Below are 23,237 nucleotides of genomic sequence, written 5' to 3'. Positions count from 1 at the left end.
GCACCCCGTGCTGGATCGACCTGATGGTTCCCGATCAGCAGGCGGCCCTCGACTTCTACCGCGACCTCTTCGGGTGGCAGGGCGAGATCGGGTCGGCGGAGACGGGGGGCTACTCCGTCTGCACCCTCAAGGGGCAGCCGGTCGCGGGGATCATGAAGGCGATGAACCCGGACGGGACGGTGCCCGACCCGCTGCCGCCGGTGGTGTGGACGACGTATCTGGCGACCGACGACCTCGAGTCCACGGTCAAGTCCGTCGCCGACGCGGGCGGCACGGTCATGGTGGAAGCCATGGACGTCATGGAGCTGGGGCGGATGGCCGTGGTGGTCGACCCGACCGGCGCCGTCATCGGCCTGTGGCAGGCCGGCACCTTCCCCGGCGCCGGCATCGTCAACGAGCACGGCGCGCTGATCTGGAACGAGGTCGTCACCAGCGACCTCCCGGCCGCCTCCGCCTTCTACTCGGCGATCCTGCCCGTCACCACGGCGCGGTCCGAGATGCCCGGCGCGGAGGAGTACATCGAGTTCCAGGTCGCGGGCCGTGCCGTGGGCGGAATGATGGACCTGAGCGCGCTTCCGCCGGGCGTACCGCCGCACTGGCAGCCGTACTTCCACGTGGACAGCGTGGACGAGGTCCAGGCGGCCGCCGTCCGCGCGGGCGGCACGGTCCTGGCCCCGGCCTTCGACATGGCGGCCGGCCGCATGGCCGTCCTGGCCGACCCCCAGGGCGGCGCGTTCTCCGTCATCACGGCGTCCGAGCCGGAGCAGCCCGCCTGACGTCGCCCTGTCCGGGCCGGGGGACGGCGGCCGGTTCGTCCGCCCTCCTGGGTGCCCGGCGCCGCCGCCGACCGTACGCGTACGCCGCCGACCGTACGCGTACGGAGCCGCCCTCAGCGGCCGCCCGCCACCCGCAGGATCGTGCCCGTCGTGTACGAGGCGTCCGCCGACAGGAGCCACGCCACCGCCGCCGCGATCTCGTCCGGTCGGCCCGGCCGGCCCAGCGGGATCGTCGCCGCCGCCTTCGCGGGGCGGTCCGGGTCGCCCATCGCCGCGTGCATGTCGGTCTCGATGATGCCGGGCGCCACCGCGTTGACCCGGATGCCGTCCGGGCCCAGCTCCTTGGAGAGGCCCACGGTCAGCGCGTCGGTCGCCGCCTTCGTCGCCGCGTAGTGGACGTAGTCGCCGGGGCTGCCGAGCGTGGCGGCGGCGGAGGAGACGTTCACGATCGCGCCGCCGCCCAGCGCGGCCATGTCGCGGGCGGCGCGGCGGCAACAGAGCAGGTAGCCCAGGAGGTTGACCTCCACCACGCGGCGCAGGTCCTCCGTCGTGGCGTCGGCGAGGCGCCCCAGCGGGCCGGTGACGCCCGCGTTGTTCACCAGGCCGGTCACCGGGCCGAGTTCGGCCTCCGCCGTGTCGAAGAGCCGCTCCACGTCCGCCTCGTCCGACGTGTCCACCCGGACGACCACGCACCGCGCGCCCGCCGCCCGGACCGCCGCCGCCGTCTCCTCGGCGGCGGCCGCGTCCCGTACGTACCCGAGCGCCAGATCGTGCCCCTCGGCCGCCAGCCGTACGCAGGTCGCCGCGCCGATCCCGCGGCTGCCGCCCGTGACGACGGTGACATTTCGGGGGTCAGACATGGTGTTCCCACCTTCCTCTCGGTCGCGCCGCCCCCACCGTAAAGCGGTGGCCCGGCCGGTCCGCCGCTGGCTACCCTCCCCGCCATGGCCGACCCCGTACGCACCGTCCGCACCCTCGTCGCCGCTCAGTTCCCGCAGTGGTCCGGGCTGCCCGTCAGGCGTGTGCCGTCGGCCGGTACGGACAACGACATGTACCGCCTCGGCGACCGCCTCGCCGTCCGGCTGCCCAAGACCGCCGCGAACGCCGGGTCCATCGCCAAGGAGCAGCGCTGGCTGCCGCACCTCGCCCCGCACCTGCCGCTGCCCGTACCGGTGCCGGTCGGCCACGGCGTGCCCGGGGAGGGCTTCGACCTGCCCTGGTCGGTGTACGACTGGCTCGACGGCGCCAACGCCTACGACGAGCCGATCGCCGATCTCGCGAACGCGGCGGTCGAGTTGGGCCGGTTCGGCGCGGCGCTGCGCCGCGTGGACGCGACGGACGGGCCGAGGTCGTTCCGGGGCGGCCACGTCACCGAGTGGGTGTCGGCGAGGGTGACGGAGGGGGCGATCCGGGACCTCGGCGCGGACGGCGTCCTCGACGCGGACCGGGTGACAGCCGCCTGGGAGTCGGTGCTTCGGCTGCCGCAGTGGGAGGGCCCGCCCCGGTGGGTCCACGGCGACCTGCTGCCCGGCAACCTGCTGGCCCGGGACGGCCGGCTGAGCGCCGTCATCGACTTCGGCGCGGTCGGTACGGGCGACCCCGCCTGCGACATGATGGCCGCCTGGACCCTCCTCACCGCCGAGACCCGCCCGCTGTTCCGGGCGGCGGCGGAGGTCGACGACGCGACCTGGGCGCGCGGGCGCGGCTGGGCGCTGTGCTGGGGCGTGGTCACGGAACACGAGTACCGCGGTACGAATCCGGTCCTGGCGGCCGTGGCCCACCGCGCGTGGTCGGAGGCGCTGCCGGAGTACGGCGCGCAGTAAGCGCTTCCCGGCGGCCGCTCCGCGGCCATGAAGTTTTAGCCGCCGCGGGACTGTTCTTCCGCGCTCCCGGACCCCACCATGCTCCTCACTACTCGTGCGTAACACCCTGTAGGGAGAAGCGTGTTGAGACTCCGTGCCCGTCTCCGTGCCCGTGTCGGCCTCGTGGCGCTCCTTGCCCTGACGGCGTCCGCCTTCGTCACCCAGGCCGGCCAGGCCGCCCCGTCCGCTTCCGCTTCGGCTCAGGCCGTGGCCCGTACCCCCGTCGTCTTCGTCCACGGCTACAACGCCGACCCGGGTGTCTGGGGCGGCCTGCGCGAGGACCTCAAGGCGGACGGCTACACCGACGCCGAGCTCTTCTCCTTCGGCTACGACACCCACCGCTCCGTCAACGAGGCCATCGCCGGCGAGCTGGCCGCGTACGTCGCCGACGTCAAGCGGCGGACCGGCGCGAGCCGGGTCGACCTCGTCTCGCACTCCTTCGGCAGCCTCGTCTCGCGCTGGTACGTGAAGTTCGACGGCGCCGGCCAGTCCTCCGTCGCCCACTGGGTCTCCCTCGCCGGCCCCAACCACGGCACCAGCACCGCCTGGGCCTGCGCCCTGTGGGACCAGGCCTGCCGCGACATGACCCCGGGCTCGTACGTACAGAAGAAGCTCGCCGAGGGCGACGAGACCCCGGGCGCCGTCCGCTACGCCACGTGGTGGTCGAACTGCGACGAGGTCATCAACCCCGACAACAGCGTCCCGCTGACCGGCGCCACCAACAACGCGGCCGGCTGCCTCGACCACAACGCGCTGCTCGGCGACGACGGGGTCTCGGCGGGGGTGCGGGCGTTCCTCGCGTCGTAGCCGACCGGTGGCCGGGCGGCTACGGCGCCCGCCAGACCGTCAGGTCACCGGTCAGGAAGTTGACCCCGCTGTCCGGCAGGTACGTCGACTTGATCTGGACGACGAAAAGACCGATGTCTCCTGAGGGGTGCTTGACGCAGATCTCGCTGCCCGCCGCCGCCGTGAGCAGGGAGAGGCGGCGCGTGGGAACGACCTCGACGGCGATGCGGCAGTCGTCGAGGGTCGCCCCCGGCTTGCCGACGTGCATGCTCATCAGGGTGGAGTCGCTCTGCAGGTCGCACAACTCCTTGCAGACCAGGCGGATGTCCCCCTTGCGGTCCGTGCGCTCGACCGGCTCCTTGATGCTCAGGGAGTTCTTCTCGTCCAGCCTTTGGAAGGGGTACGCGACGGCTTGAGGCTTCTTGGGCGGCGCCGCCGAGGACGGGGTCGAGGAGGGAGTCGACGAGGGGCCCGAGGACGGGCCCGTCGGGCCGCCAGTGCGGCCGCCGTCCTTCGTATCCGAGGCCGACGCCTCCCGGTCCCGGATCCACCGGCCCACGGCGTCCGTGACCGTCCAGGTCAGACCGGTCACCAGCAGGGCCCCCGCCAGGACGGCGACGGCCGTGACGAGTACGGTGCGCCGTCTTCGGGCCCGTCGCTCGTCCGGCCCCGTCTCGCGGCGGTCCTCCGGGCGCGGGACCAGGGGGAGCGTGCCCACGGGGGTGGGTTCGGGGACGGGGCCAGGGACCGCGAGTTCCGGGCCCATGACCTCGCGCCAGACGGCCGGGCCCGCGCCCGCCTCCGGGCCGAGGTGCCGGCGGCACCACTCGACGACCTCCGCAGGGGTGGCCCGGTCCGCCGGGTCGGCGGCCAGGCAGCGGGCGATCAGGGGGCGGAGCTCGGCGGGCAGGCGGGACAGGTCGGGCTCGGAGTGCACGATCCGGTACAGCACCATGACCGAGGGGCCGTCGCCGTACAGCGGCTCGCCAAGCGCCGCGAAGGCCGCCGTCTGACCGAGCGCGAAGATGTCGGTCGCCGGGGTGAGTTCGCCCACGGACGCCTGCTCGGGAGCCATGAACGAGGGGGTGCCGATGGCGGTGCCCGTCGCCGTCTGCGAGGTGATGTCGGAGGCGAGCGAGATCCCGAAGTCGATCACGCGCGGACCGTCGGCGGCGAGCAGGACGTTCGCCGGCTTCAGGTCCCGGTGGACGATGCCCGCGCCGTGGACGGCCTGCAGCGCCTCGGCGACGCCCGCCATCAGCCACAGCACCGCGGCCACCGGCAGCGGCCCGCGCCGGGCGACGGCCTCGGCCAGGGAGGGTCCGGGTACGTAAAGGGTCGCCAGCCACGGCGGTGAGGCGTCCGCGTCGGCGTCGATCAACTCGGCGGTGTACGCGCCCCGGACCCGCTGCGCCGCCTTGATCTCCCGGCGGAACCGGCGCCGGAAGACCGGGTCGTCGGCCAGCTCGGGCCGTACGACCTTGATGGCCACCGGCCGCCCGCCGGGTGTGTGCGACAGGTACACCCGGCCCATGCCGCCCGCGCCGAGCCGGGCGGCGAGCCGGTAGCGCCCCACCACCGGCGGATCGTCCGCCTGCAGCGGCTGGAACACCTCGGTCGCGTACTCCACCTGAACCAGTCCCCCCGAACCCTGAACCCCGAACCCGGAACTCTTGACCGACCCCCGTGGTCAGCAGCCTAGGCCGCAGAGCGCCGGCGTCCGCCGCCAGGGTTGGCGATCAACGCGAGGCGATCACGCGTCCAACTGCTCCGGGAGCGCCGAGGAGTGAACCACCGTCAGACCCGACACCGCACGCGTCAGCGCCACGTACAGGCGCCGCAGCCCCGTCCGCTCGTCCGGTTCGCCGTCCACGACGGCCGCCGGGTCGTCCAGGACCACGTAGTCGTACTCCAGGCCCTTGGCGAGCGAGGCCGGGACGAGGGTCAGACGGGACTCGGCCGTCGTCTCCTCGCCGGGCGAGAGGTACGCGTGCCCCGCGGCGGTCAGCGCCTCGGCGAGCGGTGCGATCCGGGCGTCGGCGGCGATCAGGCCGATCGAGCCCTCGTGCTCCAAGGCGTCCGCGCACGCGGCGACGACCGCCGCGTCGAGCTCCGCGGGCTCGCGGTGGAGGATCGACAGCGAACCCGGGTTCTCCCGGACCGACTCGACGGCCGCGAGCCCCGGCGACATGTGCGGCAGCAGCCTCGACGCGTACGCGATGACCTCGCGCGGCACGCGGAAACCGGCGGTCAGCTCCTCCACCACGGCCTCCGGCTTGCCCAGGTGCCCGAGCGCCTGCGCCCAACTCCCGGTCGCCCAGGGCGTGGTGCCCTGCGCGAGGTCGCCCAGGATCGTCGCCGAACCGGTCGTGCAGCGGCGGCCGACGGCCCGGTACTGCATCGGGGACAGGTCCTGCGCCTCGTCCAGGACCACGTGCCCGAGCGAGTGCGTCCGCTCCACCAGGTCCTTCGCCTCGTCGATCAGGACCGTGTCCGCCGCCGACCACTTCGCCGACTTCACCGAGCGGCCCGGCTTCGCCCACAGCAGCAGCTTCTGCTCGTCGTCCGTCAGGACGCCGTCCGCGTGCTCGGCGAGGAACTCGGCGTCGCTCAGCAGCCGCAGCACCAGCTTCGCCGGGTCGACCGGCGGCCAGAGCGTCTTCACGACCGCCTTCACCGCCGCGTTGCGGGCCACCGCGTCCTGCACCCGGTCGTCGGGCGCCTCGCCCGCCTGCTCCATCCGCACCAGGACCGTGTGCGCGATGCGCTGCGGGAGCGCGTCGCGGGCGGCGCCGTAACGGATGTCGCGATCGAGCAACTCGCGGACGATCTCCTCCAGTTCGTACGCCGGGACCCGCCAGCGGCGTGAGCCGCGCACCACGACGAGCGGCTCCGTCGGCAGCGTGACGTGCGAGCGCACCGCCCGCCGCAGCACCTCCGCCATCCTCGCGTCGCCCTTGACGACCGCCGTCGCCGCCTCGTCCGCGCCCCGGACCTCGACATGCGCGACGAGGTCGTCGACGGTCGCCTGCTGGACCTCCAGCTCGCCGAGGGCGGGCAGGACCTGCTCGATGTAGTGGAGGAAGGACCGGTTCGGCCCGATGACGAGGGTGCCGGTGCGGGCGAGCCGATCCCGGTGCGCGTAGAGCAGATACGCGACCCGGTGCAGGCCGACGGCGGTCTTTCCGGTGCCGGGGCCGCCCTGGACGCAGACGGTGCCGGAGAGCCCGGACCGGACGATCTCGTCCTGCTCGGGCTGGATGGTGGCGACGATGTCCCGCATCGGGCCGACGCGGGGCCGCTCGATCTCGGCCTGGAGCAGCTTGCTGGTCCGCTCCAGCTCGGCCGGGTCGGAGAGGTGCTCGTCCTCGTACGCGGTGAGGTCACCGCCCGTGTAACCGAACCGGCGCCGGAGCCCTACGTCCTGCGGGTCCTTCCGCGACGCCCGGTAGAACGGCTGGGAGACCGGCGCGCGCCAGTCGATCACCATCGGGTCCCCGCCGGCGTCGTGCACGTGCCGGCGGCCGATGTAGAAGCGCTGCCCCTCCTGCGTGGTGTGCAGGTAGTCGAGCCGCCCGAAGAAGAGCGGGGTGTGGGAGAGGTCGGCGAGCGCCTTGATCCGCTCCTCGATCTGACGGCCGAGGACGGCGGCGTTGACCCAGTTCGCGGTGACGTCCTTGATGTCGAGCGCCTCGACGTCCTCGCGCATCGCGCGCAGCGCGGCACGCGAGTCGGCGAGATGGGCGCGCTCGCGCGCGAGCGGGTCGGCGGGCGTGGACATGCGGAAGCCTCCGGAGGTGCGTGAGCGTGACGGGGCGGCCGCCGGTTTCCGACCGGCAGGCAGCGCTCTCCACGGAGGGAGGCGGGGAAGTCGGAGATTGTAGCTCTGTGGGGCGTGCGGGGCGACCGAATATTCCGGGGGAGGTCCCGTAGGGGGTGGTCTCCGACCTGAGGGGGACGAGGGTTCCATCCCCAGCCTGATGTGTTCGGAATGTCCGGATTCCATCATGGAGACATGACCACCGCGACGTTCACCCCAGACCGCACGATCCCGCGCTCCCGCCGCCTCGGCCTCGCGCTACGGGCGATACGCGCCTACGGCTCGGCGGCCGTGTCCGTCGTCGTCCTCGGCGACCACGGCCCGTACGGCGAGCGCACGGGCGTCCGTGACCCCCGGCCTCAGTACGTCGGACGGCCCTGATAGGCCGGACGGATGCCCAGCTGACCTCCGACGATCTTCACAGCCCTCGGAGCGCAACCCTTCCCCACTCTCACAGGTCTCCTCATCGCACCGCCGTCTCCCCATGGAGCAGAGGAACAGAGGAGATCATGGGAATGCCTTTCGCCGGCCGCGTCGCGCGGCTCGGTGCCTGTCTCACCGCCGCCGGTCTGGTCACGGTCGGCCTGACCGCCACCCCGGCCGCCGCCGACAGCGACCAGCTCTGGATCGCGTCGCCGTGGGAAGTGGCGCTGCCCAAGGCCGTCGCCGGCGGTCAGGTCCCGGCCACGACCGTCGCCCTGAGCCTGTACCACGACAACGCCAACCACCGCGTGACGGACGGCCGGCTCACCGTCGACGTCTCCGAGCTGACCGGTGTCGCCGACGTCACCTGGCCCGAGAACTGCGCGCCGACCGGCGCGACCGCCGTCTGCTCCCTCCCCGAGGTGCCGCTCACGGGCGAGTCCCCCGAGTCCCCGGTGGAGCTGAAGCTGCGCGCGGCCTCGGGCGCCGAGACCGGGGTCGGCGGCCGGATCACCTACGGGGCGACCGCCACCACGAACGCGCCCGAGGGCACCCTCACGGCCTCCGAGGGCTGGTCCACCGTCCGGGTCGCCTCCGGCCCCGACCTGGTCCTGAGCCGGATCCCCGCCGTCACGGACGTCGCCCCGCGCTCCACCGTGGCCGTGCCGTTCTCCGTGGTCAACAACGGCAACGAGGCCGCGAACGGCGTCCAGGTCACCCTGTACGTCACGCGCGGCCTCTCCCTCGGCACCGTCGCCCCGCAGTGCGTGAGCACGCCCGAGGGCGAGAGCGTGCCGGCCGCGCTCACCAAGGTCGAGTGCCTCTTCGACGACGTCGTCGCACCCGGCTCCACCTTCACCCTGCCGGCCCCGCTCCGCGCGAGCGTCGCCCGGTACGCCCTCGCCGAGCGGATCGACATCGGCGTCGCGGCCCGCGGCGGAGCCGAGGACGTGACGCCCGAGAACAACGGTCAGGTCGCCTCGATCGGCGTCACCAACACGGCCGACTTCGCCGTCGGCGGCGTCCGCGCGAGCGGTGCCGCGGGGGAGACGGTGACCGCCGCACTGACCTTCCGCAACCGCGGTCCGGCCTGGGTCGCCAACCTGGGCTCCGGGGACCCCGTCGGCGCGGTCGACCTGACCGTCCCCAGGGGCGCCACCGTCACCTCCGTACCGGAGGGCTGCGACCCGCGCACGGCGGACGGCGGCTGGTGGGAGAGCGAGACCCGGACCGGCGCCCCGCGCTACGTCTGCAACCTGCCGATGTGGGTGGCCGAGAAGCAGACCGTGACGTTCCCGTTCCAGCTGCGGATCGACACCGCGATCCGCGGCGCGAAGGGCGCGATCACGCTCAAGCAGGCCTACGGCGACGGGCCGTTCCCGTTCGACCCGAACCCGACGAACAACCAGGCGAAGCTGGTCCTCAACCCGGCGGTCTGAGCACGGCGTACGGCTCACGACGTACGACGAAGGGCCCCGCCCACGTTTCCACGAGGACGGGGCCCTTCCACTTACGCGCCGTACGCGCGCCGTCAGCTCGGCGAATCGCCCGCGAGCAGCTCGTCCGCGTCCACGATCCGGTACGCGTACCCCTGCTCGGCCAGGAACCGCTGGCGGTGCGCCGCGAAGTCCTGGTCGATCGTGTCGCGCGCGACGACCGAGTAGAAGTGCGCCTGGTGGCCGTCGGCCTTCGGGCGCAGCACCCGCCCGAGCCGCTGCGCCTCCTCCTGCCGGGAGCCGAAGGTGCCGGAGACCTGGATGGCGACGGTGGCCTCGGGCAGGTCGATGGAGAAGTTGGCGACCTTCGAGACGACGAGGACGCTGATCTCGCCCTGCCGGAACGCGTCGAAGAGCTTCTCGCGCTGCGCGTTCGGCGTCTCGCCCTTGATGACCGGCGCGTTCAGGTGCTCGCCGAGCTCGTCCAGCTGGTCGATGTACTGGCCGATGACGAGGATCTGCTGCCCGGCGAACTTCCGCACCAGCGCCTCGGTCACCTTCCGCTTGGTGGCCGTGGTGGCGCAGAAGCGGTACTTCTCCTCCTGCTCGGCGGTCGCGTAGGCGAGCCGCTCGGAGTCCGTGAGGTTGACCCGGACCTCGACGCAGTCGGCGGGCGCGATGTACCCCTGCGCCTCGATCTCCTTCCACGGCGCGTCGAAGCGCTTCGGGCCGATGAGCGAGAAGACGTCCGACTCGCGCCCGTCCTCGCGCACGAGCGTGGCCGTGAGGCCGAGCCGCCGCCGCGCCTGCAGGTCGGCGGTGAACTTGAAGACCGGCGCGGGCAGCAGGTGCACCTCGTCGTAGACGATGAGGCCCCAGTCGCGGGAGTCGAAGAGCTCCAGGTGCGGATAGATGCCCTTCCGCTTCGTCGTCAGGACCTGGTACGTGGCGATGGTGACCGGCCGGATCTCCTTCTTCGTACCGGAGTACTCGCCGATCTCGTCCTCGGTGAGCGAGGTCCGCTTCACCAGCTCGTGCTTCCACTGCCGGGCGGAGACGGTGTTGGTCACGAGGATGAGCGTGGTGGCCTTCGCCTGGGCCATCGCCCCGGCGCCGACCAGCGTCTTGCCCGCGCCGCAGGGCAGCACGACGACACCGGAGCCGCCGTGCCAGAAGCCCTCGACGGCCTGCTTCTGGTACGGGCGCAGGGCCCAGCCGTCCTCGGCCAGCTCGATCGGGTGCGCCTCGCCGTCGACGTAACCGGCGAGGTCCTCGGCCGGCCAGCCCAGCTTCAGGAGCGTCTGCTTGATCTGCCCGCGCTCGGAGGGGTGCACGGCGACGGTGTCCTGGTCGATGCGGGCGCCGACGAGCGGCTGCACCTTCTTCGACCGGAGGATCTCCTCCAGGACGGGCCGGTCGGTGCTGGTCAGGACGAGCCCGTGGGTGGGGTGCTTGGAGAGCGTGAGCCGCCCGTACCGGGCCATGGTTTCGGCGACGTCCACGAGCAGCGCGTGCGGCACGGGGTACCGCGAGAACTCCACGAGCGCGTCGACGACCTGCTCGGCGTCGTGCCCGGCCGCCCGCGCGTTCCACAGCCCGAGCGGCGTCACCCGGTACGTGTGGATGTGCTCGGGCGCCCGCTCCAGCTCCGCGAACGGCGCGATGGCCCGGCGGCAGGCGTCCGCCTGCTCGTGGTCGACCTCCAGGAGCAGCGTCTTGTCGCTCTGGACGATGAGTGGTCCGTTCACGTACGTAATCCCTTCCGCACGGCCAAACATCCAGTGTGCCTGAGGTCCGGCGGTTGTCGGTGGGGCCTGCCACTCTGAAGGCGACCGGTTCCACGAGAGGGAGGTGGCGAGATGAGCGTCGCGCACGATCCGCACTATGGGCCCTGGACCATAGAAGAAGTCCTGGCATTGCCGGAGGACCGTGGTCAGCGTCGTGAATTGGTGGGGGAAGCGCTCGTGCTGTCTCCGGCTCCGGGAACCAAGCATCAGCGGGCGTCGTCGCGTCTCTGGAGTCTGCTGGACCGTGCCGTCCAGGAGGAGGGCGTGCCCGCCGAAGTCCTGGAGGCGATCAACCTCATCCTGCCCGACGGGCTCTTCATCCCGGACATCGTGGTGGTCGAGGCGGCCGCCTCGGCGGAGAACCCGGTGACGTGCGACGCCGATGACGTGCTGCTCGTCGTGGAGATCGTCTCGCCCTCGTCGTCCGGCCGCCGCACCGACCGGCTGCTGAAGCCGCCGTACTACGCGGAGGCGGGCATCGAGCACCTGTGGCGACTCGAACTGGAGCCGGTGCCGACGCTGGTCGTCTGCGAGCTTCAGGACGGCCGCTACGTGGAACGGACGGTCGCCGAGGCGGGGCGGACGACGCTGATCGAGAAGCCGTTCCCGGTGGAGGTCGATCCGGCCGCCCTCGTCGCCCCGAGGGCCTAGGGCAGGTCGGCTGTCGCTAGACCTGGTCCTCCGCCAGTTCCGCGACGCCCGTGATGCGGTGCAGGGGGTACGTGCGGACTTCGTCCGCCGTGTGGTCGTAGCCCGTCACGAAGCCGCCCTCCACGCGCACGGGGGCGATCACGCGCTGGCTGGCGGCGCCCTCGGCGTTGACGTAGCCGATCCAGACGGCCGTGCCGGTCAGCGCGGCGGCCTGGACCGTGGCCAGGGTCTCGGCGGGGGAGGTACGGGGAAGCTCGCCGGCCGCGCGGGCCGGGGCCTCCGCGGTCTCGGGGCGCTCCTTGCGGACGGCCGTCGCGGCCAGGTCGCCCGCCCGGATCGCGCGGACCGCCGCGCCGAGCAGCGTCGCGTCGGGGGACGGCGGGCCGTCGGGGACGGGCGCGGGGGCGGTGCGGGCTCCGGTGCGGTAGGCGTCGGCGCGGGTGATCAGGACGTCGCCGGCCGCGGACTCGGCGGCCGGGGCGTACCCCATCGACCGCAGCCCGTCGAGCAGCGCCGCCGGGTCCGTCTGCGCCGCGAGGACCGTCGGCGCGAGGCGGCGCAGCCGCAGGGACGCGGACCGCTTGTCGGCCAGGATCTCGCCGAGGACCGTGTCGTCGTCGCAGCGCACGTATGCGGACGCGGCGCCGATCCTGAGGTGGCCGTGCCTCCGCGCCACGTCGTCGATCAGGTACGAGAGCGGCTGCGGCACCGGCGTACGGGAGTGGGCGGTCAGGAAGTCGTGCAGGTCGGACGCGCTGCGCCCGGCGTCGAGCGCGCGCCGCACCGAGCCGGGCGTGAAGCGGTAGACCGTCGCGCCACCCTTCGACTCGACGTCCGCGAGGACCGAGAGCGTGTCGGCCAGCGGGCGCCGCAGCGGGCCGGGCGCGACGGCGGTGAGGTCGGCCTGGAGGAGGACGTGGTCGACGGCCTCCGGGAGGAGCGGCGCGAGCAGCGTCGCGGCCCGCGCGGCGGCGACGGACAGCTCGACCCCGTGCTCGGCCACCGGCTCCGGGGCGGCCTCGGCGAGCGGCAGGTTGAGCAGCGCCCGCGCGGGCGAGGCGAGGGCGCCGCGCCCGGTGACCCCGAGCAGCTCGGCCTCGGTGAGGGTCCAGTGGGCGAGCCGGGAGCGGAGGTCGCCGCCCGCGTTCGACGGAGGCGTCGTACCCGCGCCGCGCAGCGGGCGTTCCCAGCGCAACCGGGTCAGCAGGGCCTCCGGGTCCGCCGCCGAGCCCGGCGGCAGCGTCGCCTGCAGGGTGAGGACCCGGCGCCGTACCTCCGGCGCGCCGCCCCGGTCCAGGTCCGGGCCGAGGGCCGACAGGGTGCGGCCCTTCGCGTCCTGGCCGCCGACCAGACCGGCCGTCCTCGTCCCCATGAGCCAGGCCGTGACGAGCCGGCCCCAGCGCTCGGCGGGCGGCAGGTCGAGCCAGTCGTCGTACGCGGGCGTCGGCGCGTACCGCTCGTCCGCCTCGCCGTCCGAGGCGAGCAGCCCCGCCCCGTACGTCAGCTCCAGCCAGAACGCCGCGATCGGCTCGCCCACGTCGAGCGCGACGGCGGTCCTCTTGAGGTCCCGTACCGACATCCCGCCCGCGCGCAGCACCGCCGGGCCGCCCTGGTCCCAGCTCTTCAGGAGCTCCTCGACCGTCGACAGCGCCGCGTGCGCCTGGCCGGCCGCGGCGTTGTCCACAACCTGGGGACGGTACTCGCGCAACACGGTCAGCTCGGGCGCCTGCGGCTCGGGCGAGCGGTGCGCGCGGCCGCCGCGCAAATGGAGCGCGGCCTCGCGGGGCAGGACGACCGTCCGGGGCGAGGCGGGGAGCAGCAGGCCGCGGTCGCGCAGCCACTGGACGGGCGGGGCCGGGTTCGCCGTCACCTCGCCGTACGGCGGACCCCACACCAGCCGGTCCAGCACCGCGAGCGCCTCCGACGGCGCGGTGTCGAGCAGCGCGCCCATCCGGTCCCGGTCGGTGAAGAGCCCGGTGAGCGCCGCGACGGCGGAGACCGGGTCGTGCGTCGCGGGCAGCCCGGCGGTGGCGATGATCTCCTGGATCCGGCCCGGGGACATCCCGGCCGTCGCCTCGGAGACGGTCGGCCCGAGACCGGTCGGGGACGGGTGCTGCGGAGAGGGCGCGAGCAGCTCGCGGGCGGTCCGTACGAGCCGCAGCCGGTCGTCCTCGCCCCAGACCAGGGCCTGTTCGCGCAGCACCTCCACCGCGCGGGGCAGCGCCTTCTCGACACCCGGGTGGCCGTCGTCGCCGGACAGCAGGGCGAGCAGCACGGTGTACGGGGCGGGGTCCGGGGCGACGGCGAGCGCCTCGGCGGTCTGGAGGGTGAACCGGTCGAGCCGTTCGAGCGCGCGCACGACGGAGCCGCGGGTGCCGGCCCGGGTCGCGAGCTGGGTCAGGTCGTTCGGTACGGGGGAGAGCAGATCCGGGCGTGCGCGCAGCAGCGCGGCGAGCCCCTCGTCGCCCCGCGCGCGCAGCGCCTCCGCGAGCGTGCGCGGCGCGGCGGCGGCGTCAGTTCCTCCGGGCACGTACGCCTCCCGATCGAGCTCACCGATCCCCATCCGGACCACGTTAGCCCCTGCACGGGCGCTAACGTCGGGGCGTACCGGCCGTGGAGGGGACTGTGGGGATCGAGAGCGACCAGTTGGTCTTCGACTATCTGAGCCGGGTGGGCGATCTGGCCCAGCAGCGGCAGCTGCCATCGGGGGACCGGATGAAGCTCGTCTCCTCGCTCCGGGGCGAGATCGACCGCCGGCGCGCCACGTTCGGCCAGGAGAGTCCGGCGGCGATACGGAACCTCCTCGACGAACTGGGCTCACCGGCCGAGGTCGTGGACAGGGCGGCGGGCCTGCCGGCGCAGCGGGACGGCGCGGGGGCTGGTGCTGGTGCCGGTGCTGGTGCCGGTAATGGGGGCGGCCGCCTACGGAAGCGAAAGCCCCCGGTACCGAAGCCGCGCGCTCCTGAGCCGGCAGCCTGGCCCACGCCTCCGCACCTGGCGGGCATGGACGAGGTCGGTGCGGCGGACGACCCGGACTGGTGGCGCCTGGACGCCCTCGACGTCGACGAACCCCTGCCGGGCGACGACCTGGTGCCGGGGTTCCGGGGCGGGGTGGAGATCCCGGAACTCCTGAAGCCGCCGGTGACGGAGGAGGACGAGGAGGCCGACTTCGTAGAGGAGGAGACGGAGACGGCCCGGAGACCGCTGTGGCGCCGGATCCTCCGGAGGCAGCGACCGGACACGGAGGACGGGACTCCCGCCGGTTTCAGACTGGGCAGCCCGGGCGTGGTCCTGGCCGCGCTGCTCCTCCTGGGCGGCGCGATCTTCGGCTCCCTGATCGCCGTGGCGTTGGGCTGGCTCCTGGCCTACGCCTCGCGCCGCCTCTCCCGTACGGAGAGCCAGTGGGCGGTCATCATCCTCCCGGGCCTCACGGCGGCGGCCGGCGTGGTCTGGCTCTGGGGCCGCGTGGAGGGCCGCTGGGGCACCCCGGTGGCCCAGGGCGGCGAGGCGATGGGCGCGGCGATCTCGGAGACCTGGCCGTGGACCCTGAAGGCGGCGGCGATCGCCTCGGCGGTGTTCCTGCTGTGGCGCGCGCGGAGGGGCGGACCAGCGAGTTAGGGCTTGTCCGGGGGCGGGGACGGGTTCACGACGGCCGCGAAGGGGGTCGAGGCGTGGGCCTCCACCGTGAACAGGTCGAACCTGCGGTATTCCCTCTGGGTCTCGGCGTCCGTGATGAGGCCCTTGCCTTTGAACGTGGAGATGGAGGCGTCCCAGTTGGAATCCGCCGCACCCAGTCCCCACCACGCGGTCACATAGCGAGGCTTCCGCGTCACGTTGATCACGTTGTTGTTGTAGCGCACGGCCGCGTGGTGGATGAGGAACTCGCCGTCGCAGTCCTTCGGGGGGCAGTAGAGGATCGCCTTGGTGTCCCACGAGTACTGCGGCTCGCGGAAGGTGTCCAGATCGATACGCCCCCGGTCCATTCTCATGACCATGGCGCTCAGATCGGCCTCGATCACGTCGTACTTCGCCGCCTTGGGAATCTGGACGATCTTGTCCTCCCGGTACTCCTCACCGGGTTCGAACCAGTAACCGGGCCCCGTGAACCGGCCAACACCGAGCGCGGTCCACCCGATGGAGCCGACGAGCAGCGAAACGTCGCCGTCGCCGTTCTCCAATGAGAGTCTGCGGTCTCTCAGTTCCGTGCTCGTCTCGTTGTACTCACCTGTGCGCCCGTAGACCGACCAGTCGTCGGCGAGGATGTACAGCGGGACGGATCCGGTGTTCTTCAGGTGGAGAGTCACGGGGAAGTGGAGGACCGGCCGTTCGAGGTCTGTGCGCGGCGCCCCGAAACTCACCTTCACGGCCAGGTTCGCCGGTGCGGCGGTGGGCTGGTACAGCGACGAGTAGGCGATGTTCACCGCGGCCAGGAGCGCCGTGGCCAGCACCCCGGCCGCGATCTTCGTCGGATGGGGAGTACCCCGCCAGATCTTCGCCCGGATGGCCACCGACAACGCCCACAGGGACCAGCCGAAGAGAGGGAAGATGCCCAGCATGTAGGGCGTGTATTCCTTTTCCTGGAACCACAGCACTACCAGCATGGTGGTGGCGCTCAGCGCGATGAGGACGCCGACGAGGACGATCGTCCCGGAGATACGCAGGCCTCGCTTGCCCCAGTAGTCGAAGACCGCCACGGCCGCCGCGACCTCGGCCACCCCCGCGAGCATGAACACGAACCCCGTGATCCGCCCCGCGAAGGACAGCGCCTCGAAAGCATCCGGGATGCCGATGGAGGTCAGCAGGGCCCAACCGCCCACAAGACCCGCCACCATCAATACGATCGTCGCGCGTCTGCGTCGGGTGTGGTCGGGCCACGTGTCGCTTCCGGCCCCCTGCCAGGTCACGGAGGTCCGGTCCTCGAGATCCAGATCCTTCGGGTATCCGTGGTTGCGGAGAATGCGCCGCAGCTCGTGCGGCGACCAGGCGCTGCCCACCGTCTCGGCGCCGATGCGCACCTCGCGCAGGCCCCGGCTGTCGGGCGGAAGTACCGTGACCTTGACCTTCGTCCGGTCGTGCATGCCCTCCAGCGTCGTGTCTGAAGGAGCCCGCCGCAGGCGGTGGGGCCCCATTGGAGTGCCGGCCCAGGGCCGGCCTAGGCCCGCACCCGCACCACGTCCGCCCCCCAAGGCGCCCCCGGCACCACCAGCGGTGACCCCGTCACCGGGTCCGGGACCACGACCGAGTCCAGGCCGAAGACGTCGCGGACCAGGTCCGCCGTCACCACGTCGGCCGGTGCGCCCTCCGCCACCACCTCGCCCGACTTCATCGCGACCAGGTGGTCGGCGTACCGCGCCGCCTGGTTCAGGTCGTGGAGGACGAGCACGATCGTGCGGCCGCGTGAGACGTTCAGGCGGCGGACCAGGTCCAGGACCTCGACCTGGTGGGCGATGTCCAGGTACGTCGTCGGTTCGTCGAGGAGCAGCAGGTCCGTGTCCTGCGCGAGGGCCATCGCGATCCAGACCCGCTGCCGCTGACCGCCCGACAGCTCGTCCACCGAGCGGTCGGCCAGGGCGGCGACGTCGGTCGAGGCCATCGCCTCCACGACCGCCCGCTCGTCCGCCTCCGACCACTGCTTCCACCACGCCTGGTGCGGCTGACGGCCCCGCGACACCAGGTCGGCGACCGTGATCGCCTCCGGTGCGACCGGCGTCTGCGGCAGCAGGCCGATCGACTGCGCGATCCGCTTCGTCGGCAGTTTCGCCAGCGACTCCCCGTCGAGCAGCACCGCCCCGCCCGCAGGCTTGAGCAGCCGCCCGAGCGCCCGCAGCGTCGTCGACTTCCCGCACGCGTTCGGGCCGACGATCACGGTCACCTTGCCGTCCGGTACGGCCAGGTCCAGGTCCTTCACGACCGTACGGTCCTCGTACGCGAGCGTCAGCCCGCGCGCGGTCAGCCTGCTCACTGCGCTCCTCCCACGCTTCGGCTCCGGACGATGAGCCAGATCAGGTACGGGGCGCCCACCGCCGCCGTCAGGACGCCCACCGGCAGCTCCGTCGGTGCGAACAGGCGCCGCCCCAGCAGGTCCGCGAGGACCACCACGAACGCGCCCATGAGCGCCGAGGACAGCAGCGGAATCTGCGCCGTACGCGTCATCCGCCGGGCGATCTGCGGCGCGAGCAGCGCCACGAAGTCCACCGGGCCCGCCACCCCCGTCGCCACCGACGCGAGGACGACGCCCACCACGACCAGGCCCAACCGGACCCGCCCCAAGGAGACGCCGAGCGCCGTCGCCGTGTCGTCGTCGAGCGACACCGTGCGCTGCGCCCGCGCCGCCCACAGGATCGCGGGGAGCAGCAGGAGCAGTGTCCAGCGGATCGGCGCGGCCTCGTCCCAGCCGCGGCCGTTGAGCGAGCCCGTCATCCAGACCTGGGCCTGCTGGGCGACCAGGTAGTCGCCCTTGGTCATGAACAGGGTGATCAGCGACCGCAGCGCGATCGCGAATCCGATCCCGATGAGCACGAACCGCGTCGCGTGCAGCCCGCCCCGCCAGGCGACGACGTACACGAGCGCGGCGGCCGCGATCCCGCCGACGATCGAGAGGTACGGCAGGACGGTGTACGAGGTGAGGCCGAAGGTCATCGCGCCGACCGTCAGCGCCCCCGCGCCCTGGCTGATGCCGATGATGTCGGGGCTGGCGAGCGGGTTGCGGGCGACGGTCTGGATGAGGGCGCCCGCGATCCCGAACGCGGCGCCGACCATCAGCCCGACCGCGAGCCGCGGCATCCGCAGCTCCTCGACGACGAACGTCGAACGGGACTCCTGCCCGAAGACCACCTTCAGGACCTCGCCCGGCGCCACGAACTTCTCGCCCACGCACAGGTACGCGACCGAGACCGCCGCCAGGAGCAGCACCAGGCCCACCGCCACGGCCGCCGAGCGCCGGTGCAGCAGGAACGAGCCCCGCCCGGCGCGCACGACCCCGTACCCCGCGGGACGTACCGACGTCGTCGTCATGCCGGCACCGCCTTCCGGCGTACGAGCGTCACCAGGAACGGCACCCCGATGAGCGCCGTCATCACCCCCGCCGGGACCTCGCCCGGCGGGAAGAGCACCCGGCCGATCACGTCCGACACCAGCAGCATCACGGGCCCCACGAGGGCGGCCATCGGCAGCACCCAGCGGTGGTCGCCGCCCACGATCGCGCGGGCGATGTGCGGCACCGCGAGGCCGACGAACGCGATCGGTCCCGCCGCCGCGACCCCCGCCCCGGTCAGCACGGTCGCCCCGATCCCGCCCACGATCCGTACCGTCGCGACCCGCTGCCCGAGCCCCTTCGCCACGTCCTCGCCGAGCGCGAGCGCGTCCAGGCCCCGGGCGACGGAGAGCACGAGCACCGCGCCGAGCAGCAGGAAGGGCCAGATCTGGCCGACGACCTCGGCGTCCCGCCCGTCGAGCGAGCCGATCTGCCAGAACCGGAACTCGTCGAGAGCCGAGGCCCTGGTCGTGAGCACCCCGGTCGTCACGGAGAGCAGCAGCGCGTTGATCGCGGCGCCGCCGAGCGCGAGCTTCACCGGGGTCGCCCCGCCGCGCCCGCTGGAGGCGATCGCGTACACCGCGACCGAGGCGAGGGCCGCGCCCGCGAAGGCGAACCACACGTACCCGGTCAGCGTGTGCACGCCGGCGAAGGCGATCGCGAGGACCACGCCCACCGAGGCGCCCTGGCTGATGCCGAGGATGCCGGGGTCGGCGATCGGGTTGCGGGTGATGCCCTGCAGGGCCGTGCCGGCCAGCGCGAGGGCGGCGCCGACCATCAGCCCGATGAGCGTCCTGGGCACCCGCATCTGCCGGACGACCTCGGCGTCGGCGCTCGTCCCGCCGTGCAGCAGCGCGTCGAGGACCGTGGACGGGGCGATGGCCCGGGCGCCCACGGCGAGGCTCAGCAGGATCGCGACGAGGAGGGCGATGACGGCTACGGCGATGGCCAGAACTCGTCTGGAACGGAAGGCGGCGGTCATCGAGGCCCATCAGGAAGTACGAGGTGCGAGGTGCGGGCGTTGCTCAGGTAAGGCGTGGCTCAGTGGCTCAGTCTAAGCAGCGGCCCGAAGGCCGATTCGAACATGTAGGCACAATGTCCTCCATGGCTACCCCTGGCATCCCCACCGTCGGCTTCGACCTCGACATGACCCTGATCGACTCCCGCCCCGGCATCAAGGCCACCTACCAGGCCTTCTCCGCGCAGGTCGGCGTGGCGATCGACGCCGACCTCGCCGTCTCCCGGCTCGGCCCGCCGCTGGAGCACGAGCTGGCGAACTGGTTCCCGGAGGCGGAGATCGCGGAGCGGGTCGTCCAGTACCGCGCGCTCTACCCGACGTACGCGATCGAGCCCTCGCTCGCGCTGCCCGGCGCCAGGGATGCGATTCAAGCCGTTCGCGAGGCGGGCGGCCGGGCGATCGTCGTGACCGCCAAGAACGAGCCGCACGCCAAGCTGCACCTCTCCCACCTCGGCATCGACCCCGACGCCGTCATCGGCGGCCTGTGGGCCGAGGGCAAGGCGCAGGCGCTGCGCGAGTTCGGCGCGGGGGTGTACGTCGGCGACCACACCGGCGACGTGCGCGGCGCCGCGCACGCGGGCGCCCTGTCGGTGGCCGTGGCGACCGGACCGTGCGACGCGACCGAGCTGCGCGAGGCCGGCGCGGACGTCGTCCTGAGCGACCTGACGCAGTTCCGTGCCTGGTGGGAGGCGTACCGGGGCTAGCCGCCCTGCGCCGTCACCGTCTTCGCCTGGCGGCGCTGGGCGGCGATCGAGCGCAGCACGCCGGCGCCGGCGACGAGGAATCCGACGCCCATCAGCATGCACACGCCGTAGGCGATCGGCGGGAACGGGTCGGTGCCGAGGAAGAGCGGCGCGACCGTGACCAGGGTGGCCACCGCACCGATGATGAAGACAATCGCACCGGCACGGACCAGACCGTCGCCGGGCGCACTGTCGTCCGACGAGGCCGCGGGGGTTTCACTACGCATTCGGCCAGGGTAGTTCCCAGGCCGTATGAACAAAGCGGCGACGTCTTGTCACCGGCGCGAAGCCCATTAGCCTTGATCTCAGCGGGTCTCGGGGCCCGCTGTATTGCTATCCAGAGCCGGATTCCCGGCGCATTCCCATCGAGTACGAGGACGAGGACAGACGTGCCTACCGGCAAGGTCAAATGGTTCAACAGCGAGAAGGGCTTCGGCTTTCTCTCCCGGGACGACGGCGGCGACGTCTTCGTCCACTCGTCGGTGCTCCCTGCCGGAGTCGACGCCCTCAAGCCGGGGCAGCGTGTGGAGTTCGGGGTGGTCGCGGGCCAGCGCGGCGACCAGGCCCTCTCCGTGACGGTCCTCGACCCGACCCCCTCCGTCGCCGCGGCGCAGCGCCGTAAGCCCGACGAACTGGCGTCCATCGTGCAGGACCTGACGACGCTCCTGGAGAACATCACGCCGATGCTGGAGCGGGGCCGCTACCCCGACAAGGCGCAGGGCGCGAAGATCGCGGGCCTGCTGCGGGCGGTCGCGGACCAGCTCGACGTGTAGCTCGACATGTGACGCGCCGCGTTCCTACGGGAACGACAGCGCGTCCGGGCCGAGGGGCGGCACCAGCCCCTCGGCCGCCGCGCGCGTGAGGAGCCCGCGCACGGCCGCGTAACCGGCCTCGCCGAGGTCGGCCGTGAACTCGTTGACGTAGAGACCGATGTGCTGATCGGCCACCTTGGGGTCCATCTCCTGCGCGTGCTCGAGTACGTACGGGCGTGAGACGGCCGGGTCGTCCCAGGCCATCCGGACCGACGTGCGGGCCGCGTCGGCGAGGCTCCGCAGCACGTCGGGGCCGAGCGAGCGGCGCGCGATGATCGCGCCGAGCGGGATCGGGAGACCGGTGGTGTCCTCCCAGTGGGCACCCATGTCGGCGAGGGCGTGCAGACCGTAGTTCTGGTACGTGAACCGGGCCTCGTGGATGACGAGCCCCGCGTCGACCTTCCCGTCCCGTACGGCGGGCATGATCTCGTGGAACGGCATGACGACGACGTCGCCGACCCCGCCCGGTACGACGTCCGCGGCCCACAGCCGGAAGAGCAGGTACGCGGTCGAGCGCTCGCTCGGCACCGCGACGGTCTTCCCCCGCAGGTCCACGCCCGGCTCCCGGGTGAGCACGAGAGGGCCGCAGCCGCGCCCCAGGGCGCCGCCGCAGGGCAGCAGGGCGTACTCGTCGAGGACCCACGGCAGAACGGCGTACGAGACCTTCAGGACGTCGTAGTCGGCCGTTCCGCGCTCGGCCCAGCCGTTGGTGAGGTCGATGTCGGCGAACGTCACGTCGAGGCGGGGCGCGCCGGGGACGCGGCCGTGGGCCCAGGCGTCGAAGACGAAGGTGTCGTTCGGGCAGGGCGAGTAGGCGATCTTCAGCTTGGGGGTCATCGGAGAGGCTCCACGAGGACGGAGTGGCTGAGCTGCTGGAACGTGGACCGCAGGGCGTCCAGGGCCTCGCCGATGCGCCAGGCGGCGCGGTCGCGGGGGCCGACGGCGTTGGAGACGGCCCGGATCTCGACCACGGGCACGCCGTGGGCGGCGGCGGCCTCGGCCACGCCGAACCCCTCCATCGCCTCGGCGGCGGCGCCGGGATACCGGGCGGCCAGCTCGGCGGCGCGCTCGGCGGTGCCGGTGACGGTGGAGACGGTGAGGACGGAGGCGACGGTGTGGCGCGCCTCGCCGAGAGCGAGGGCGGCGGAGACGCGCTGGGTGAGGGCGGCGGCGACCGGGTGGGTGGAGCGCCCGAAGCCGAGCTCCTCGACGGTCAGGTAGCCGTCGGGTGTCTGGGCGCCGAGGTCGGCGGCGACGATCGCGTCGGACACGACGACGGAGCCGATCGGGGCGAGCGGCTGGAACCCGCCGGCGATCCCGGCGGAGACGACGAGGTCGTAGGGGGTGGCGGCCCCCGCGAGGGCGGTGGCGCCGGCGGCGGCGACCGAGGCGGGCCCGACACCGCCGACGAGCACGTCGACGACGGCGCCGGCGGGGTGGCCGAGGCGGCGGAGCACGTACCCGCCGGGGAGCGGGACGTCGACCGGCTCAGGACCGTGCTCCGGCTCAGGACCGCGGCGCTCCGGGCCCGGACCGTCGAAGGGAAGGCCGCGTACGACGGAGTCCGCCTCCGCCGCCACGGCCGTCACGATCAGGGTCCGGAGGGTCAGGAGTCCTTCTTCAGCTCGAAGTGCCAGATGCCGGTCAGCTTCTTGCCGTCGTTCTCGACGATGGTGACCTGGGTCTGGTTGGTCGCCTCGCCGGTCTGGGAGGAGAAGAAGGCGCTGGCCGGGATGGTCCGGTACGTCTTCTTGTACGGCTCCGGCTCGGCGTTCTGGCCGCCGAGGAAGATGGTCCAGCCGTTCTCCGCGATCGACGGGTCCACGCCGAAGCGGACCTTGTCGTCCGCGGCGACCGTGATCGACTTCTCGGCCTTCCTGTTGAGGCACTCCTGGATCTGGGACTCCTTGATGGCGTCGCCGTCGTTGTAGCAGGCGGCCTCGGAGTGGATCGAGTTGGTCCCCACCGTCAGCGTCGCGAGCGGAGTCGGCTTTTCGCCGCAGGCGGAGAGGGTGAGGAGCCCGACGGAGACGGCCCCGAGGGCGGCGGCGGCCCGGCGGCGCGAGCCGGTGAAGAACGCTACGGTCATG

Annotated in this window: 22 protein-coding genes; 9 read left to right on the top strand and 13 right to left on the bottom strand. The window is 72.9% G+C overall.

Going from position 1 to position 23,237, the window contains the following annotated elements:
* Window positions 1-23: 23 nt before the first annotated feature.
* The gene (locus ACWCO8_RS26885) at window positions 24-776 is read left to right on the top strand and encodes a VOC family protein (RefSeq protein ID WP_451034574.1); all 753 of its coding nucleotides are present in this window, start codon (window positions 24-26) and stop codon (window positions 774-776) included.
* 113 nt (window positions 777-889) lie between these two features.
* Here ACWCO8_RS26885 and ACWCO8_RS26880 read toward each other — a convergent pair whose 3' ends face one another.
* Window positions 890-1,636, bottom strand: a complete 747-nt coding sequence (locus tag ACWCO8_RS26880; protein WP_451034419.1) for an SDR family NAD(P)-dependent oxidoreductase — start codon at window positions 1,634-1,636, stop codon at window positions 890-892.
* An 84-nt stretch (window positions 1,637-1,720) separates the two neighbouring features.
* Here ACWCO8_RS26880 and ACWCO8_RS26875 point away from each other — a divergent pair, with 84 nt between their 5' ends.
* Window positions 1,721-2,599, top strand: a complete 879-nt coding sequence (locus ACWCO8_RS26875; protein WP_451034418.1) for an aminoglycoside phosphotransferase family protein — start codon at window positions 1,721-1,723, stop codon at window positions 2,597-2,599.
* 162 nt (window positions 2,600-2,761) lie between these two features.
* Window positions 2,762-3,445, top strand: coding sequence for an esterase/lipase family protein (locus tag ACWCO8_RS26870; RefSeq protein WP_451034573.1), 684 nt, complete (start codon window positions 2,762-2,764; stop codon window positions 3,443-3,445).
* A gap of 19 nt (window positions 3,446-3,464) precedes the next feature.
* Here the strand turns inward: ACWCO8_RS26870 and ACWCO8_RS26865 are convergent, their stop codons facing one another.
* Entirely contained in the window at window positions 3,465-5,054 is a 1,590-nt protein-coding gene (locus ACWCO8_RS26865) for a serine/threonine-protein kinase (RefSeq protein ID WP_451034417.1), read from the bottom strand.
* A gap of 123 nt (window positions 5,055-5,177) precedes the next feature.
* Window positions 5,178-7,205 (bottom strand): HelD family protein, encoded by a 2,028-nt coding sequence (locus ACWCO8_RS26860; protein WP_451034416.1) that lies wholly within the window; start codon window positions 7,203-7,205, stop codon window positions 5,178-5,180.
* A gap of 234 nt (window positions 7,206-7,439) precedes the next feature.
* Between ACWCO8_RS26860 and ACWCO8_RS26855 the strand changes: the two genes are divergently transcribed.
* Window positions 7,440-7,625 carry a hypothetical protein gene (locus ACWCO8_RS26855; protein ID WP_362007373.1) on the top strand — a complete coding sequence of 62 codons (186 nt, stop codon included), beginning with the start codon at window positions 7,440-7,442 and terminating at the stop codon, window positions 7,623-7,625.
* A 128-nt stretch (window positions 7,626-7,753) separates the two neighbouring features.
* Window positions 7,754-9,106, top strand: coding sequence for a hypothetical protein (locus ACWCO8_RS26850; RefSeq protein WP_451034415.1), 1,353 nt, complete (start codon window positions 7,754-7,756; stop codon window positions 9,104-9,106).
* A 92-nt stretch (window positions 9,107-9,198) separates the two neighbouring features.
* Here ACWCO8_RS26850 and ACWCO8_RS26845 read toward each other — a convergent pair whose 3' ends face one another.
* The gene (locus tag ACWCO8_RS26845) at window positions 9,199-10,851 is read right to left on the bottom strand and encodes a DNA repair helicase XPB (protein WP_451034414.1); all 1,653 of its coding nucleotides are present in this window, start codon (window positions 10,849-10,851) and stop codon (window positions 9,199-9,201) included.
* A gap of 111 nt (window positions 10,852-10,962) precedes the next feature.
* Between ACWCO8_RS26845 and ACWCO8_RS26840 the strand changes: the two genes are divergently transcribed.
* On the top strand, window positions 10,963-11,541 hold the full coding sequence (locus tag ACWCO8_RS26840; RefSeq protein WP_451034413.1) for a Uma2 family endonuclease: 579 nt from the start codon (window positions 10,963-10,965) through the stop codon (window positions 11,539-11,541).
* A gap of 16 nt (window positions 11,542-11,557) precedes the next feature.
* On the opposite strand, the gene ACWCO8_RS26835 is transcribed toward ACWCO8_RS26840, so the two are convergent.
* The gene (locus tag ACWCO8_RS26835; protein WP_451034412.1) at window positions 11,558-14,104 is read right to left on the bottom strand and encodes a helicase-associated domain-containing protein; all 2,547 of its coding nucleotides are present in this window, start codon (window positions 14,102-14,104) and stop codon (window positions 11,558-11,560) included.
* 62 nt (window positions 14,105-14,166) lie between these two features.
* Here ACWCO8_RS26835 and ACWCO8_RS26830 point away from each other — a divergent pair, with 62 nt between their 5' ends.
* Window positions 14,167-15,159, top strand: coding sequence for a hypothetical protein (locus tag ACWCO8_RS26830; protein ID WP_451034411.1), 993 nt, complete (start codon window positions 14,167-14,169; stop codon window positions 15,157-15,159).
* Here the strand turns inward: ACWCO8_RS26830 and ACWCO8_RS26825 are convergent.
* The 4 genes from ACWCO8_RS26825 to ACWCO8_RS26810 form a co-directional block, all read right to left on the bottom strand.
* Window positions 15,156-16,619 (bottom strand): hypothetical protein, encoded by a 1,464-nt coding sequence (locus ACWCO8_RS26825; RefSeq protein WP_451034410.1) that lies wholly within the window; start codon window positions 16,617-16,619, stop codon window positions 15,156-15,158. The genes ACWCO8_RS26830 and ACWCO8_RS26825 overlap by 4 nt on opposite strands.
* Window positions 16,620-16,693: 74 nt before the next feature.
* The gene (locus ACWCO8_RS26820; protein ID WP_451034409.1) at window positions 16,694-17,503 is read right to left on the bottom strand and encodes an ABC transporter ATP-binding protein; all 810 of its coding nucleotides are present in this window, start codon (window positions 17,501-17,503) and stop codon (window positions 16,694-16,696) included.
* Window positions 17,500-18,555 carry a FecCD family ABC transporter permease gene (locus ACWCO8_RS26815; protein WP_451034408.1) on the bottom strand — a complete coding sequence of 352 codons (1,056 nt, stop codon included), beginning with the start codon at window positions 18,553-18,555 and terminating at the stop codon, window positions 17,500-17,502. Before ACWCO8_RS26815 ends, ACWCO8_RS26820 begins: the two co-directional genes overlap by 4 nt.
* The gene (locus tag ACWCO8_RS26810) at window positions 18,552-19,556 is read right to left on the bottom strand and encodes a FecCD family ABC transporter permease (RefSeq protein WP_451034407.1); all 1,005 of its coding nucleotides are present in this window, start codon (window positions 19,554-19,556) and stop codon (window positions 18,552-18,554) included. Before ACWCO8_RS26810 ends, ACWCO8_RS26815 begins: the two co-directional genes overlap by 4 nt.
* Before the next feature lie 113 nt (window positions 19,557-19,669).
* Between ACWCO8_RS26810 and ACWCO8_RS26805 the strand changes: the two genes are divergently transcribed.
* Complete coding sequence (locus tag ACWCO8_RS26805) at window positions 19,670-20,296, top strand: HAD family hydrolase (RefSeq protein ID WP_362007351.1); 627 nt, start codon at window positions 19,670-19,672, stop codon at window positions 20,294-20,296.
* Here ACWCO8_RS26805 and ACWCO8_RS26800 read toward each other — a convergent pair.
* Complete coding sequence (locus ACWCO8_RS26800; RefSeq protein WP_451034406.1) at window positions 20,293-20,562, bottom strand: hypothetical protein; 270 nt, start codon at window positions 20,560-20,562, stop codon at window positions 20,293-20,295. The genes ACWCO8_RS26805 and ACWCO8_RS26800 overlap by 4 nt on opposite strands.
* Before the next feature lie 162 nt (window positions 20,563-20,724).
* Between ACWCO8_RS26800 and ACWCO8_RS26795 the strand changes: the two genes are divergently transcribed.
* Entirely contained in the window at window positions 20,725-21,108 is a 384-nt protein-coding gene (locus tag ACWCO8_RS26795; RefSeq protein WP_308354918.1) for a cold-shock protein, read from the top strand.
* 24 nt (window positions 21,109-21,132) lie between these two features.
* Here ACWCO8_RS26795 and ACWCO8_RS26790 read toward each other — a convergent pair whose 3' ends face one another.
* From ACWCO8_RS26790 to ACWCO8_RS26780, 3 genes are read right to left on the bottom strand one after another with little or no spacing between them, the layout of a single operon-like run.
* Window positions 21,133-21,984 carry a 1,4-dihydroxy-6-naphthoate synthase gene (locus tag ACWCO8_RS26790; protein ID WP_451034405.1) on the bottom strand — a complete coding sequence of 284 codons (852 nt, stop codon included), beginning with the start codon at window positions 21,982-21,984 and terminating at the stop codon, window positions 21,133-21,135.
* On the bottom strand, window positions 21,981-22,757 hold the full coding sequence (locus ACWCO8_RS26785; protein WP_451034572.1) for a futalosine hydrolase: 777 nt from the start codon (window positions 22,755-22,757) through the stop codon (window positions 21,981-21,983). The genes ACWCO8_RS26790 and ACWCO8_RS26785 overlap by 4 nt, the downstream gene beginning before the upstream one ends.
* Window positions 22,754-23,236: a DUF2771 domain-containing protein gene (locus ACWCO8_RS26780; protein WP_362007342.1), complete on the bottom strand. Its 483-nt coding sequence runs from the start codon at window positions 23,234-23,236 to the stop codon at window positions 22,754-22,756. The genes ACWCO8_RS26785 and ACWCO8_RS26780 overlap by 4 nt, the downstream gene beginning before the upstream one ends.
* Between the last annotated feature and the right edge of the window lies 1 nt (window position 23,237).

The sequence above is a fragment of the Streptomyces sp. NPDC001927 genome (assembly GCF_053594455.1).
This window is presented reverse-complemented; position numbering and strand designations above follow the sequence as displayed.